Source organism: Aurantimonas sp. 22II-16-19i, assembly GCF_002088275.1.
Taxonomy (GTDB): Bacteria; Pseudomonadota; Alphaproteobacteria; order Rhizobiales; family Rhizobiaceae; genus Jiella.
Map to the genome: position 1 here is coordinate 58,240 of NZ_AQQS01000020.1, position 13,885 is coordinate 72,124.

The 13,885-nt window shown below is 63.8% G+C and carries 14 protein-coding genes and 2 pseudogenes; 6 read left to right on the forward strand and 10 right to left on the reverse strand.

Annotated features, from left to right (window positions below; all coding sequences use genetic code 11):
• Positions 1–5: 5 nt before the first annotated feature.
• The 5 genes from ATO4_RS16100 to ATO4_RS16130 all read right to left on the reverse strand — a co-directional run bounded on the left by ATO4_RS16100 (position 6) and on the right by ATO4_RS16130 (position 5,135).
• On the reverse strand, positions 6–458 hold the full coding sequence (locus ATO4_RS16100; protein ID WP_083592561.1) for a (2Fe-2S)-binding protein: 453 nt from the start codon (positions 456–458) through the stop codon (positions 6–8).
• A 740-nt stretch (positions 459–1,198) separates the two neighbouring features.
• Positions 1,199–1,690 carry an AAA family ATPase gene (locus ATO4_RS16110; protein WP_245308778.1) on the reverse strand — a complete coding sequence of 164 codons (492 nt, stop codon included), beginning with the start codon at positions 1,688–1,690 and terminating at the stop codon, positions 1,199–1,201.
• Positions 1,691–2,756: 1,066 nt separating this feature from the next.
• Entirely contained in the window at positions 2,757–3,146 is a 390-nt protein-coding gene (locus tag ATO4_RS16120) for a VOC family protein (RefSeq protein WP_083592564.1), read from the reverse strand.
• Complete coding sequence (locus ATO4_RS16125; RefSeq protein WP_083592565.1) at positions 3,140–4,165, reverse strand: zinc-dependent alcohol dehydrogenase family protein; 1,026 nt, start codon at positions 4,163–4,165, stop codon at positions 3,140–3,142. Before ATO4_RS16125 ends, ATO4_RS16120 begins: the two co-directional genes overlap by 7 nt.
• A 181-nt stretch (positions 4,166–4,346) precedes the next feature.
• The gene (locus ATO4_RS16130; protein WP_245308779.1) at positions 4,347–5,135 is read right to left on the reverse strand and encodes an SDR family oxidoreductase; all 789 of its coding nucleotides are present in this window, start codon (positions 5,133–5,135) and stop codon (positions 4,347–4,349) included.
• Positions 5,136–5,266: 131 nt separating this feature from the next.
• Here ATO4_RS16130 and ATO4_RS16135 point away from each other — a divergent pair, with 131 nt between their 5' ends.
• Positions 5,267–5,872 (forward strand): TetR/AcrR family transcriptional regulator, encoded by a 606-nt coding sequence (locus ATO4_RS16135; protein ID WP_083592567.1) that lies wholly within the window; start codon positions 5,267–5,269, stop codon positions 5,870–5,872.
• A 10-nt stretch (positions 5,873–5,882) separates the two neighbouring features.
• On the opposite strand, the gene ATO4_RS16140 is transcribed toward ATO4_RS16135, so the two are convergent.
• From ATO4_RS16140 to ATO4_RS16155, 4 genes and pseudogenes are all read right to left on the reverse strand, one after another.
• Entirely contained in the window at positions 5,883–6,866 is a 984-nt protein-coding gene (locus ATO4_RS16140; protein WP_083592568.1) for a saccharopine dehydrogenase NADP-binding domain-containing protein, read from the reverse strand.
• A 113-nt stretch (positions 6,867–6,979) separates the two neighbouring features.
• Positions 6,980–7,324, reverse strand: a complete 345-nt coding sequence (locus ATO4_RS16145; RefSeq protein WP_083592569.1) for a nuclear transport factor 2 family protein — start codon at positions 7,322–7,324, stop codon at positions 6,980–6,982.
• The gene (locus tag ATO4_RS16150; RefSeq protein WP_083592570.1) at positions 7,321–7,731 is read right to left on the reverse strand and encodes a VOC family protein; all 411 of its coding nucleotides are present in this window, start codon (positions 7,729–7,731) and stop codon (positions 7,321–7,323) included. Before ATO4_RS16150 ends, ATO4_RS16145 begins: the two co-directional genes overlap by 4 nt.
• A 34-nt stretch (positions 7,732–7,765) precedes the next feature.
• Positions 7,766–8,505, reverse strand: a pseudogene (locus ATO4_RS16155) (SDR family oxidoreductase).
• Between the two features lie 134 nt (positions 8,506–8,639).
• Here ATO4_RS16155 and ATO4_RS16160 point away from each other — a divergent pair.
• The 5 genes and pseudogenes from ATO4_RS16160 (at position 8,640) to ATO4_RS16180 (ending at position 12,880) form a co-directional block, all read left to right on the forward strand.
• Complete coding sequence (locus tag ATO4_RS16160; RefSeq protein ID WP_083592607.1) at positions 8,640–9,530, forward strand: AraC family transcriptional regulator; 891 nt, start codon at positions 8,640–8,642, stop codon at positions 9,528–9,530.
• Between the two features lie 246 nt (positions 9,531–9,776).
• On the forward strand, positions 9,777–11,192 hold the full coding sequence (locus ATO4_RS16165) for an MFS transporter (RefSeq protein ID WP_083592571.1): 1,416 nt from the start codon (positions 9,777–9,779) through the stop codon (positions 11,190–11,192).
• A 58-nt stretch (positions 11,193–11,250) separates the two neighbouring features.
• Positions 11,251–11,715: a nuclear transport factor 2 family protein gene (locus ATO4_RS16170; RefSeq protein WP_083592572.1), complete on the forward strand. Its 465-nt coding sequence runs from the start codon at positions 11,251–11,253 to the stop codon at positions 11,713–11,715.
• A gap of 37 nt (positions 11,716–11,752) precedes the next feature.
• A pseudogene (locus tag ATO4_RS16175) lies at positions 11,753–12,480 on the forward strand (SDR family NAD(P)-dependent oxidoreductase).
• The gene (locus ATO4_RS16180; protein ID WP_083592573.1) at positions 12,461–12,880 is read left to right on the forward strand and encodes an alpha/beta hydrolase; all 420 of its coding nucleotides are present in this window, start codon (positions 12,461–12,463) and stop codon (positions 12,878–12,880) included. The pseudogene ATO4_RS16175 and the gene ATO4_RS16180 overlap by 20 nt, the downstream one beginning before the upstream one ends.
• Positions 12,881–12,921: 41 nt before the next feature.
• Here ATO4_RS16180 and ATO4_RS16185 read toward each other — a convergent pair whose 3' ends face one another.
• Positions 12,922–13,884 (reverse strand): AraC family transcriptional regulator, encoded by a 963-nt coding sequence (locus tag ATO4_RS16185; RefSeq protein WP_083592574.1) that lies wholly within the window; start codon positions 13,882–13,884, stop codon positions 12,922–12,924.
• Position 13,885 lies beyond the last annotated feature (1 nt).

Genomic DNA, 13,885 nt, shown 5'->3' on the forward strand with positions numbered 1-13,885 from the left:
TCCTGTCAGGCCTTGGCGGCGGTCTTGATGGCTGCACGAATGCGCGGATAGGTCCCGCAGCGACAGATGTTGCCCGACATGGCCTCGTCGATCGCGGCGTCGTCGGGCGCCGGATTGCTCTCGAGCAGGGCGGTGGCCGACATGATCTGGCCGCTCTGGCAGTAGCCGCACTGGACGACCTGATGCTCCAGCCAGGCCCGCTGGATGCGCTTGCCGACATCGCTCCGGCCGACCGCCTCGATCGTCGTGATCGCCGCGCCACCGACCGTCGATGCCGGCGTGACGCAGGAGCGCACCGCCTCGCCGTCCACATGGACCGTACACGCGCCGCACTGGGCGACACCGCAGCCGAACTTGGTTCCCGTCATTCCGACGACGTCCCGCAGCACCCAAAGGAGCGGCATGTCCTCGGGAACGTCGACACTGTGGCGTTCGCCATTGATGGTAAGATCGATCATGGGGCCTCGCGACTTATTCGGCAGCGGATGTCTGAAACTTGGAGACATTCAAAAACATGGTGCTGCTCGGCGCTTGGCAAGTGAACGATCCGTCAAGTCACGGAGGCGACTAACGACTTTGCGCGATGAGCCGAAGATCGCGGCGCGGGACGAAACCTTGTCTACGGCAAGGCAAACCATGGAAGGATGGCGTCTCCGTCCGGGGGCCGTCCGCTGCGCCTCCGAGGCGGCATGCTCAGGTCGTTGCGATTGAGCGATTTCGCGATCTCTCGTCGGGCGCAGGTGAGAAGTTCGGCTTCAACGTTTCGGCGATTGCCGGGATGATGCTCGGGACACCGAAGCAATCCGCGCCCGGCGCTAGCCGTTCATCCTTATTGCGAAGAGAAACCCTTTCCTGCCCAACGACCACCAGCTTATCCCTAACGAGAAATACATCGTCCCTGACAGGAGCAGGATCCATGGCTGGCACACTTGCCGCAGGCGGAGCGCATCGCTCTGGGCCGACCACACACATCTTCTGGAGCCCCCATGCAGATCCAGGCGACCGTCATGGAACGTCCTGACGGGACGCTGAGCAATTACAAGATCTCGATCGAAACAGTGGAACTCGAAGGCCCGCGCGGCGACGAGGTTCTCGTCAAAGTCATCGACGCTCGAACGCGGGGCGAGCCTGCCGCTCATCATCGCGCTCTATCGATGGTTGTGCCGCTATTTTCCTTCGCGTGGACTTCGACCGGAAGTCAGCGCTTCGGCCACTGCCAACGCGGAACATCGACGCCGGACGCGCCGGTTTCGCCGAAGGATTTCTCGAGGTGTATCTCGGTCGCATCGCCCTCGTTGCGGATCGCGCGGATCAGCGGTTCGCTATGGCTGACGAGAACGACCTGCCCGTGGTCGGAGTCTTGGCCCACGAGCCGCGCCAGAGCCGGCATCAGCGAGGGGTGGAGGCTTCCTTCCGGCTCGTTCAACTCCATCAGTTCCGGCGGGCGCGGTGACAGGAGGGCTGCGACGAGCAACAGGTAGCGCAACGTCCCGTCCGAAAGCTCGGCGGCGCTCAGCGGACGCAGCAGCCCCTTCTGGCTGAGCCGGAAGCCACCGAGATCGTCGGCATCGGTCTGCAGCCGGGAGCCAGGGAAGGCGTGTTCGATCGCCTCGTTCAGGGCCTCCCGATCCCCGATCGCGCGGATCGTCGCAAGCGCGGCGGCGAGGTCGGCGCCATCGCCCGCCAGCACCGGCGTGTAGAGGTCATGACCTGTCCGCGGCGTGCCGGGGCGCCCGATCGGTGCGCAAAGCGTCGTCATGAAGCTATTTTTCAGCTAGCTGAACATAAAGTTCACGATATGACACCCGCTCTCTCGCAGGTAACTCAAATGATGGAAACCAGATTTCTACGTCTGATGAACGAGCATCTGACATAAATCCTCATGATGTCGCGGGCGATCCGAATATGTATGCCCGATTATTCCTGCATCATCTGGCATGATGTATTACTTGATCGGATCCCAACCCGCATCCGAGAGACGGATGGATTGGCTCCGTCTTCCAAGATAGCCACGTTCGATCTGCTGGTCGAATAGTGGACTTTGTAAGGACTTTGCGGAGGAAGCACAGGCCCCAAGAGAGAAGAGAACACACCACTCGGCTGCAATAAGATCCGTGGTCATCGGCATATATGACTCAGGAAGTCGACTATGAAAAATCTTAAACTATCGAAACCCTAAAGGAAGAGCCTGCCAATCACAAACGAAAGTCGAATTTTCTATCAGTTCCTCCTGGAACGGAGAATCCTGCGGTCGAGGGATCTGCTGCGCTCAACGAACCTCTCCGTCGCGGACATCGCATCAAGATGCGGGTTCCGCAGCGTGCCGCAGTTCGAGGAGGCGTTCCGACGCGCCATGGGGGCTCGACCCATCCGATACCGGGCTGATCTGGGATAGCGCGTCGAGCGCCGTTCGGCGCGCCACCGGCACAGGCGGGTTGCCGCGAGCAGACCGGCACGGAAGACCTCGTCGCGGTGGCTCGCCGAAGTCGACCACAGAGGCGGCCAGCCGCATCTCGATAGCCTCGGCAGGCAAGTCCGGGTTGCCGGCCCTGAGCAGGATGAGCGGGCGGGGCGAATGAGGTGCCGCTCGGCTCTGGCGCAATGATGGGACCCCGGTCAATGGTCAGCTCCGCTGATATTTCAGATCCTTATTTGAGGGACCCACGCCGATCGGCGCCGAAACCCCAGCCGATTCACAGCCAAAGCGCAGCCATCTCTTCGGTCTGCTACATGCCCTCCCTAAGCAGCCTCTTCGTTCACTCCCTTTGGCACACCACCTCGATGTTGTTGCCATCAAGATCGAGGACGAAGGCGGCGTAGTAGGACGGATGATATCGGGCGCGGATGCCGGGCCGACCGTTGTCCCGGCCGCCGGAGGACATGGTCGCCGCGTAGAAGGCGTCCACCGTGGCCCGATCGAGCGCGGCGAAAGCGAGATGAACACCACCAGGCGCGGGCTCGCCGTCGTGAAGCCACAGGCGCGGATATCCGTCGCTTCCCAGGCCATGCCGCTTGGTGCCGCTCGCCGAATGGTCCGGCGAAACCGACACGATGCAGGCCACGCCGAGGGGTCCGAGCGCCGCCTCGTAGAACGCCTTGGCCGCATCCGCGTCGGAGACCGGGATCTCGACATGGTCGATCAGCATGGGGCTTCCTCCGTCGCGCAAAGAACGACTTTTCCCGAGAGGCTGCCGGATTCAAGGTAGCGGTGCGCGGCCTGGACCTCAGTCAGTGGAAACGTGCGGTCGATGACCGGCCGCAGCGCGCCTCGGCGGACCGCCTCGCGGATGTAATCTTTAGCGACGGCAAAGCGCTCGGCATTCTCCGTCACCTCGAACAGTTCTGAGAAGGTCAGCGTCCTACGATCGAGCGCGATCAGGGGGAGATTAACCCGGGCGGCTTTGAAATCCGGAGAGCTCTGCGCGCCGTAGGATATGATGTGGGCGCCTTGGGCGGTAGCGCCGATGCATTCGGTGAGCATGTCGCCACCCACCGCCTCGATGACGAGACCGACTCCGGCTCCCCCGGTGATCTCCTTGACGCCCTTGGCCAGATCACCGGCCGAGCGCGTGACGATGACCGCGGCGGCGCCGCCGGCAAACAGCGAAGTCTCTGCGTCCTTGCGGCGGGTGGTGGCAATGGCGCGGAGCCCCAGATCGCGTGCCATCTGCAAGGCCATCAATCCCACTGCCGAGGTGGCGGCCGTTACCAGAACCCATGTTCCGGCGGGCAGATCGTGGCGCGCCATCATGTTCCATGCTTGCAAGGCCGCCATCCAAAGGCCCGCCTCCTCCGCCGACGTCAGTTCCGCGATGGCGGGCGCGACCGCGTGAGCGGGCATATTGGCATTCGTCGCATAGGTCCCCGTCCCCATGACGGGCGAGACGACCGGGAGAACCGCGACCCGGTCGCCCGGCGCAACATGACTGACGTCGGCACCGACGGCGCTCACCACGCCGACGGCTTCGTTGCCCATCGCTGAGGGGAAAACGGGCGCGACAACGTAGTGGTCGCGCCGCATTAACGCGTCGAAGCGATTGGTGCCGACGGCAAGGATCCGCAACTGCACCTCGCCTCGACCCGGCTCCGGGAGATCGAAGGGTTCGAGCTTCAGGACCTCGGGACCGCCGAGCTCACGATAGACAACGCGTTGGACAGTGGACATGAAAACCTCGATGGGAGTGAAGCCGACGCAGATCGCTTGGCGCGGCAAGACTGGAAAGGGATATGGAGGGACCCCAGGGCACCGGGGCTGCTTGAACCCGGCTACGCCGAGGACGCTGGCTGTCGGTTCGTCGGCGCTGATCGATGCCGGACGTACATCCTCCCGGCGAGTTTAGCGGGCCTCAGACCTGCGAGGCACCGCCGTCGGCAAAGAGCTCGGCGCCGTTGACGTAGCTGGCCGCGTCGCTGGCGAGGAAAGCCACCGCGCGTCCGATCTCCTCCGGCTCGCCGATGCGGCCGATGGTGCTCTGGCCGTTGAGGAAGCTGATCGCGGCTTCGGCCTCTTCGGGTGTCGGAAACATGTTCCGCAAGGATGGGGTGTTTACCGGGCCGGGGCTGAGGAGGTTGATGCGGATGCCGCTTCCCTTGATGTCGAGGACCCAGGCTCGGACGAGCGCGCGAAGGGCGGCCTTGGTTGCGCCGTAGACGCTGAGCCCCGGGCCCGGACTGATCGATGCGGTCGAGCCAACGATGACGATCGAGCCGCCCGGGCGCATCAGAGGCAATGCGTGCTGGACGGTGAACACCACGCCCTTGACGTTGGTGTCGAAGATCCGGTCGAACGATCCTTCCGTGATCGATCCCAAAGGCTCCAGCTCTCCCTTGCCAGCGTTCGCGACCAGGACGTCGACGCGACCATGCTCGGCGCCGACCTGCGAGAACAGTCGGCTCAGGTCCTCCAGCTTCGAGACGTCCGCCTGCACCGCGGCGCTCATCTCGCCAAGCATGGCGACAGCTTCGTCGAGTTCCTTCTGGCGCCGACCCGTCACCACGACGCGGGCTCCCTGGCTCACCAGCTCCTTTGCAATGGCGAAGCCGAGGCCCGTCGCCCCGCCCGTCACGACGGCGATCTTTCCTGTGAATGTCATAAGTTCGTTCCCGGTACCGGAGGCATCATCGCCGCCATTCATGTAGCGAACGCTATATGGACGACAATGCGCTGGCAAGCGTTTTATTTACTGGTCACTACATAAAAGAGACCATATCGGCTTGTGCGTCGGTGTAGCGACCGTTATATCTCGGCTTCGAAACGGAGGCTTTCATGGAGGCACAGAAGCGCAAGCGGCGACCGGCGTTCGATCGTGAGGAGGGTGTCGCCAAGGCGCAGGCACTCTTCCACCGACATGGCTACGACGCCGTCAGCATCGCCGATCTGACCAAGGAGCTCGGGATCAACCCGCCGAGCCTCTACGCTGCCTATGGCAGCAAGGCCGAACTCTTCGAGCGCGCGATGAAGCGGTACTCGTCGCTACGTGCATTGCCGCTCGACAAGCTGCTCGCACCTGGGCGCCCGCCTGCCGAGGCTTTGAGCGCGCTCCTCGTCGCCAGCGCCCGTCAGTATGGTGGCGACGCGGTCCTCAAGGGTTGCCTTGTCACGGAGGGAATGCGGGCAGACGACGAGACCGCGCGGCGGATGGCCATGGAGCTGGGCCGGGGCGCGATGGATGCCATCCATGCCTATGTGGCGCTCCATCACCCGATACGCGCCCGGGAAATCTCAGACTACGTCCTCGTGACCATGCGCGGCCTGTCGTCCTTCGCGTGCCTTGGCATGTCGCAGAAGCGATTGGTCGAGGTTGCGCGAATGGCAGGACGCACCCTGAATGGCGAGTTCCAGCACGTTGATGTGGCGGCAGACGCCGGTTAAGCGCTCAGCGTCATAGGTCGGTGACCCTCGTCCCTGGGATGGTCTCGGCAAAGCCTGCTCCGAACGCCGTGACCGGGGTCTGGAAGCCGGGTTCGTGTTCGCCCGCCAGCACCCGCCGGGCCGCCTCGACCGCGGCCAGCGGCGTGAAGGAGTAGCCGTTCAAGGTCTCGATCTTGGATCGGGTGACGATCCCGTCGGCTCCGGTGACCTCGGCAACCGCTCGCGCCCGGTGCGCATCCCGCTCCTCTGCGCTTGGTCCATCCGGCAACAGCGAGAGATCACCCTCCGGGAAGGCGTCGCCCGACACGTGCACGAACATCTCGATGTTCGGGATGCCGGTCGAGTGCCAGGCCGTCACGAGGTCGCCGAACGAGAGCGGGGCGCAATCCACCGGGCCATCGCCGAAGTCGAAGGTGGCGAAGGCGGTGTCGGCTTTCGGCACGAGCGCGCCGTCGACGCGGGCCATCAGCCCGGCGCCGACGATCTCGCCCGCGCTCACCGCCGAGCCGCGCGACATGGATCCAGCAACCTGAAGCGCGATCCGCAGCCGCTGCGGCCTTTCCACCCGTCGCATGACGTGTGCCGCGAGACAGTCCGTGGGCACCACGTCCCAGCCGACGCCCGGAAGCAGCATGGTGCCGACGGTCGCGGCGACGTCTCCTAGGGATTCGGCCTGGCGATAGACGTTGATCTCAGCGGTGATGTCGAGGTAGTGCGCGCCCGCCTTCATGCAGGCGCGCATCAAAGGTTCCGCGGTCCTGGCGAAGGGGCCGGCGCAGTTGAGCACGACGTCGCAACCCGCCATGTGCCCGGGAAGGCTATCCGGGTCATCGAGCGTGAAGACCCGGTGGGCGACGCCGAGCGCGGTCGACGCCGCAGCGAGTTTTGCCGGGTCGCGTCCGGCGATCTCGAAGTCGAGCCCGACAGCTTTTGCCCGCTCGGCGGCCAGCAGGCCCGTGTATCCGGTGGCGCCGTAGATCAGCAGCTTGGTCATGGTTCACTCCTATCCGGCGCGCCCAGAAGGTCAGCGCGGGTTGCTGTTCGTGCAGGTCGAGAGTCTGGTTGGTGCCAGGGCGAAGCCCGAAGGCTGGGGCCAGCGAACCGATGTCACTCGAGATCGGCATCGATGCGGACGATGAGCCCGTCAGGGTCGACTGACAGGTCCAGGATGCCGATCTCGTGGCCGAAGTCGCCGGTGAAATCGACCCGCACCCGAGCCCGATCCTTGCGGACGGCCTCGACCGACAGAAGGGTTGTGACGGTGTGGTACCCGACGAAGAACTGCGTGAGGTAATCGCGGATGCCGGAGTGACCATCGAAGCGATGGCCCGTCGAAGGATCATCGATCACCGCATCCGGCGTGAACAACGCCAGGGCCTTGTCGACGTCAAAGGCGTTCGTTGCCTCGATCAGCGCATCGGCAAGCCGATGCGTCGTGCCGTCCTTGATCATGGATTGAGCTCCGACTGCTGCCAGCTCTTGTGGACGAACTCGAGGCTGTAGCCGTCGGGATCGAGGACGTTGGCGGCGTAGTAGCGGGGGTCGTAGTAGAGCCGTGAAGAGGGCATACCGTTGTCGGTCGCCCCGGCCGCCATCGCCGCCGCATAGGCGGCATCGACCGCGGCGTTGGACTTCGCGACGAAGCCGACATGGGCGGCCCGCCCCTCGACAATCCCTGGGCGCAGCCAGAAGAAGATGCGGCCGTCGCAGCCGAACCCCTTCAGGTCGGGATGCCCGGGCGGACCGTCAGCGCCGTCGTAGTCGACGCGATCCGTAATGCCGAGCGGCGCGAGGGTCACGGTGTAGAAGGCGATCGAGCGGTCGAGATCGCTGACCGAGATGAAGACGTGATCGAGCACGGGGCTCTCCTGCGGCTGAGGTTGTACGGGTGGATCAGATGACGTAGCCGCCGGCGACCTCGATGGTCTGGGCGTTCACCCAGGCATTGTCGTCCGAGAGGAGGCTGGCGATCATCCGACCGACGTCGTCGGGCTCGCCGACCCGGCCGAGTGCGGTTTGTCCGGCGAGGAGCGCCTCGAACTCGTCGTTCAAGCCGCCGCCGAGGTCGGTGCGGACGGCGCCGGGCGCGACAGCGTTGGCTCGGATACCGCGGTCGCCGAACTCCTTGGCCATGTAGCGGGTCAGCACCTCGAGCCCGCCCTTGAAGGCGGCATAGGGCGCGACGCCGGCGGTGGCGACGCGGTTGGTGGCGCTGGTCAGGTTGACGATCTGCCCGCGCGCCATCAGCGGCAGCAGCGCCTGCGTCAGGAAGAAGGGCCCCTTCAGGTGCACGTTGAACAGGCCGTCGAATTCGGCCTCGGTCACGGTCTCGATCGGGTTGTAGAGGCCGTAGCCCGCGTTGTTGACCAGATGATCGAAGTCGGCACGGTCCCACGTCGCCGACAGCGCCTCGGCCACCTGGTCCCGGAGGCAGGAAACGAAGCGGCGTCAGAGACGTCGAGCTTCAGCGCCACGGCCTTGCCGCCCTCGGCTTCGATCGCCCGGACCACCTCGTCCGCGCCGTCGGGATGGCTGTTGTAGGTGACAATGACACCCGCGCCGCGCCGGGCGCAGTTGAGGGCGGTACTCCGGCCGAGGCCGCGGCTGGAGCCGGTGATGATGGCGATCTTCATTGGTGTTCTCCGCGTTGTCCGTGGCTTTTCTCTACTGCCGCCACGGACAGGAGGTCGCGCCCGATCCTGTCCGGTTCTTGCCTATTCCTGCTTTCCGGGTTGCGCGCCCGGTCGCCGCCTGCAAGTCTCGGGGCATGGAAGATCGCCTGAACGAACTGCGCGCGTTGGCCTCGCATGCCGAGAACAGAAGAACCGACACGGGCATCCCGCGCGTTGCCATGGTGCAGGGAAAGATTCCCGAGCACGAGCTCGCCGCCGTTTACGACCCGATGGTCAACCTCATCCTCCAGGGACGGAAGTCGATGACGATCGGCGACCGCACGCTGGACTATGATCCAGCGAGCTACTTCGTCATGTCCATCGACCTGCCGGCGGTGGGAGCGATCCACGCGGCGGCGACGGGCGAGCCCTACCTTGCGGTCAGCCTGACGATCGATCCGCACGTGGTCGCGGGCATGCTGGCGGACGCACCGCCCCTATCCCTTGCCAACCTGCACGTCGGCGGCTTCTCCGTTGCCTCGGTAACGCCCGATCTGCTGGACGCCTGGGAGCGAATGCTGCGCCTGATGAGGGTTCCGGGCGACATTCCGGTTCTCGCCCCTGCCTACGAGCGGGAGATCCTGTATCGGGTCCTGCAAGGGCCACACGGCGCGATGCTGCGCAACATCGCCATGCCGGACACTGCCCTGTCCCGCATGCGCCTCGCGATCCAGTGGATCCGGGGCAACTTCCGCAGCCCGATGCGCGTCGAGGCATTGGCAGACATGGTGGCGATGAGCGCTTCCTCCTTTCATCGGCACTTCAAGGCTGCGACCGCGATGAGCCCGCTCCAGTTCCAGAAGCAGATCCGGCTGCTCCATGCCCGAACCATGCTTATCGGTGGGGCCGAAAGCGCCGCCGCGGTTGCCTTCGAGGTCGGTTACGAGAGTGCCTCGCAGTTTAGCCGAGAGTACGCGCGGTTCTTCGGCCTTCCGCCGTCCCGTGACGCCTCCAAGGTTCAGAGCGAACTGGGACGCTCATCCTGACATCCAAGCTGCGGGGCCCCGTCCTGACCGCGTGTCCTCAACTCTGCAAGGCGCGGCGACGAACTTATTATAGTGACCGCTAAAAACTTCTTGACCGCGGCACGCAACGTATGTAGCAATCGCTATATCAGCCGTTCCGATCGGCGAACGGGGTTGTCACACGCAGACGTCTGCGCGGCGCCCGTCTGACTCGACCGCGCCTTAGGCGCCACGGTTCCAGCATCATCAAACTCGGAGGCGGTCAGCATGTCGACCGAACAGATCGGGCGCGACTTCGCCGCCCCGGGCAACCGCGCCCTGGCCCTGGCCACGATCCTGGCGGCTCAGTTGATGCTTCAGATGGACTTCCTGATCGTCATTGTTGCGCTCCCGCGCATCCAGGCGGACCTCGGGTTCACACCCGCCGGGCTCTCCTGGGTGCCGAACGCCTTCGCATTGGCGTTCGGTGGCCTTCTGCTGCTCGGCGGGCGTCTCGGGGACATGTTCGGTCAGGTGAAGGCTTTTCAGGCCGGCCTTGCCGTCTTTGTCCTCGCGTCCCTCTTGGGGGGGCTGATCCAGGCCCCGTCCATCCTCATCCTCGCCCGCGTCCTACAGGGTGTCGGCGCCGCTCTTGCCGGGCCAAGCGTCCTGGCGCTGATCACGGTCATGGCCCGTGATGAGGCCGAACGGAACCGAGGTCTGGCGCTCTTCATCGCGGTGTCTTCAGTCGGCGCATCGGCGGGGCTCATCCTCGGAGGTGTGCTGACCGACCTCGCATCCTGGCGCTGGTCCCTCCTCATCAACGTCCCGGTCGGCGCCGTTGTCCTGGTGATGATCCGTTACCTGGTGGCCGAGACCGTCACCAAACCCTCGCGTCTCGACTTCGGCGGAGCCGCGACGGCGACGCTCGGGTCGGTGGCCCTCGTCTATGGTTTCATCAACGCGGCGGACCGGGGCTGGACCTCCTTCGGCACCGCGCCCTCGTTCGCGGTTGCCGCGGTGATGTTCGTCGCTTTCGCATCCATCGAGAGGCGCGTGTCAGAACCGCTCCTCGATCTGGCCCTGCTGCGCAGCCGACCAAGAATGGCCGGAATCGTCGTCATGGCCCTGATCGTCGGCATGCACTTCTCGATGCTGTTCCTCATCGTCCAGTACCTACAGCGGGTACTCGGTTTCGGGGCGCTCGCGGCTGGCTTGGCCTATCTGCCGCTGACGGCGACTGTTTTCGTCGTCACTCACTTCATTCCGAAGCTGATCGTCCATTTCGGCGCCCGCCTGCTGCTTATGGCGGGAAGCGTGCTTGTAGCCTTCAGCTTGGCCTGCTTCGGGCTCGTCGGCGACGGCAGCCGTTATTTCCCGGCGATCATCATCGCGATGATCATCCATGCGGTCGGCATTGGCCTGGTCTTCGCTCCCGGTACCGTAGCCATCATGGAGGGCGTACCGGGCGAGCAAGCCGGCACGGCATCCGGCCTTCTCCAGATGGACCAACAGATCGGCGGGGCACTCGGCATCGCCGTCATCGCCGCGGTCTATTCATCGGCGTCTGTGCCCGGAGAGTTCGTTCCAGGCTTGTGGGCTGCATTCAACGTCGGGGCGGTCGTCTCGCTGGTCGCGGGACTCATCGCCTGGAAAGGCATTCCCCCCAAAAAGGTTTGTCCCGGCCTCTTGGTCCCCGGCTGAAAGCCAGCGGTGGCTCTCCAAAGCTGACCCCGTAATCCATCCCCGAAAGGAAAAATCTATGTCCACGTCCGCCAAGAACTCGATCGGAATCCTTGATCGTCTGGAGATCGAGAACGCCGTTCACCGCCTCCTATCCACATACGTGCACCTGCTCGACGACGGAAAGTTCGATGAGGTCGCGGAGTTGCTCCAGCACGCTGAGATGGGCATCCCCGGGTCCTCGGGGAAAGGTCGCGACGGGATTGAGCAGTTCCTGATCAACGGCGTCCGGAGGCATGCTGACGGGACGCCGCGAACCTGGCATTCCGTCTCCAACGTCCTGATCGACATCAGCGAGGGTGGAAAGCGGGCGAAGTCCGTCAGCTACTTCACCGTCCATCAGGAATTGGAAGGCTTTCCATTGCAGCCGATCTGCACTGGGCGATACGTCGATCAGTTCGAGGTCATCGAAGGCAATTGGGAGTTCGTGAAGCGGTCTGTCGAGCCTCGGCACTTCGGCGAGCTGCGCTTCCACGTTGTCTAGTCCTAGGCGTCGCAGCTCCGGGAGAGCGAGAAAGCGAATGACCAACAAGAAGCAGGCGCTCGTGACGGGCGGCAACAAGGGCATCGGCTTGGCTATTGCCAAGGGTCTTGCAGAGACCGGCATGGCCGTTTGGTTGGGTTCCCGTGATCGGGGCCGCGGAGAGGAAGCTGTCGCGGGACTCAATGCACAGGGTCTCGATGTGAGGTTGCTTGAGATCGACGTCGCCGACGATGCCAACGTGAAGCGTGCGATCGCGGAGCTCTCGTCCGAGGTCGATGCCCTCCATGTCTTGATCAACAACGCAGGCATTATCATCGACACGGCTTCGCCACCGAGCGAGGTCCGGATGGAGGACATCAAGGCTACGTTCGAAGTAAACTTTTTGGCCCCATCCGGGTGACCCAAGCCGTCGTTCCCCTTCTGAAGGCTGCCGATGACGCAAGGGTCGTGATGATGGGAAGCGGCGTCGGGTCGCTGGCGCTGATCACGGATCCAACCTCTCTCGACTCCAGCGTCAATTTCCTCGACTACACAGCTTCAAAAGTGGCGCTCAACGCCGTGATGGTATCCTTCGCAAAGGAGCTGGAGCCTTTCGGCATCAAGGTGAACGTCGTGGAGCCCGGTCATGTCCAGACCGACCTGAACGGCAACAGCGGAATTTTGACGCCGGATGAGGGCGCCGCTACCGCTATCAGGATGGCGTTGATCGGACCCGATGGTCCGACAGGCGGATTCTTCGGGAGCCATGGCCGTCAGCCGTGGTGAGACCACCGGCCGCGACCTCGTCGAATACGACCGCTGGGTAGAGATGCAGGCCTCAATGTATGCCGGTCCCGGCGGCGAGATCGTCGCCTGGCACCAGGCGCTGACCTCCGACATGGTTTTCAACCAGCCGGTGGTGCACGAGTTCAGTGCCGTCACCGTGCCGACCGTGCTGATGATCGGCGAGAAGGACAACACCGCCATCGGGAAGAACCGTGCACCGGCGGAACTGAAGGGCCAACTCGGCAACTACGCCGTTCTCGGCGCCGACGCCAAGGCCGCGATCCCGGGAGCGCCGCTCGTCACCTTTCCGGAGCTCGGCCATTCGCCGCAGGTGCAGGACCCAGAGCAGTTCAACGCTGCCCTCCTCGAGGCCATGGCGACCCTCGGCGGGCCGCGCTGACCAGCGGCTGCACGCAAAGGAGGGACAGCCTTAGTCCGGATTCAGACAACCTCGTCCTGTTCGGCCAGGCCTGCGGTGTGGGTCAAGCGTAAAGTCCTTACGTCCCTAGCCGGGGGAGCACCAAAAAGTCTGCGATACTCCCGACTGAACTGGGTGGCGCTCTCGTATCCCACGGCCAATGCGGCACTCCCCGCATCCATCTCCTCGCTGAGCAGGAGCCGTCGCGCCTCGTGAAGCCGCAGATGCTTCTGGAACTGCAAGGGGCTCATCGATGTCATCAGACGGAAATGGTGATGCAGTGTTGAAAGCCCCATGTTTGACAGCTCCGCCAACTCCTCGACCCGCAGTGGCGCCTGGTAATTCTCGCGAAGCCAGATAACGGCCCGCGCGACGCGGTTGCTCTGGGTGCCGATGCGAACGATTTGCCGCAGACGGCTGCCGGTTGGACCAGTCAACACGCGATATAGAATTTCCCGTTGGATGAGATCTCCAAGGATGGGTATGTCGGCCGGAGTCGCGAGAAGGTTGACCAAGCGGGCAAGCGCATCGAAAAGTTGAGGCGTTGCGGGACCAACCGCCATTGCCGAGCCCGGAGCAGCGGGAGCCTCCTCAAGATCCGCGTCGGTGATGATCTGCTTGGCGACCGCAAGATCCAGCTTGAGCATAATCGATACATAGGGCCGCTCCGGACTGGCTTCGGCAACCTCCGTAATTGTCGGGAGGTTTACCGCCGTCAGAAGAAATTGCGACTCATCATAATGATACGACGAGTTGCCAAGCACGATATTCTTGCTGCCCTGCACGATCACTGCAAGTGATGGACTGTAAAGGTACGAGGTTGGCGGCACAGGTTGACGCCGCTGTATCAATGTCAGACCCGGTACCAAAGTCTCCAGATCCTCTCTGCCAGCAAGAGCCGCCAGTATATTTCTGACAACCTTCGCGCGAACAGCGTGAGTGTTCAGGCAACTGGTGCTCTTGGCGATGACCCGCCTCTGTTCCATC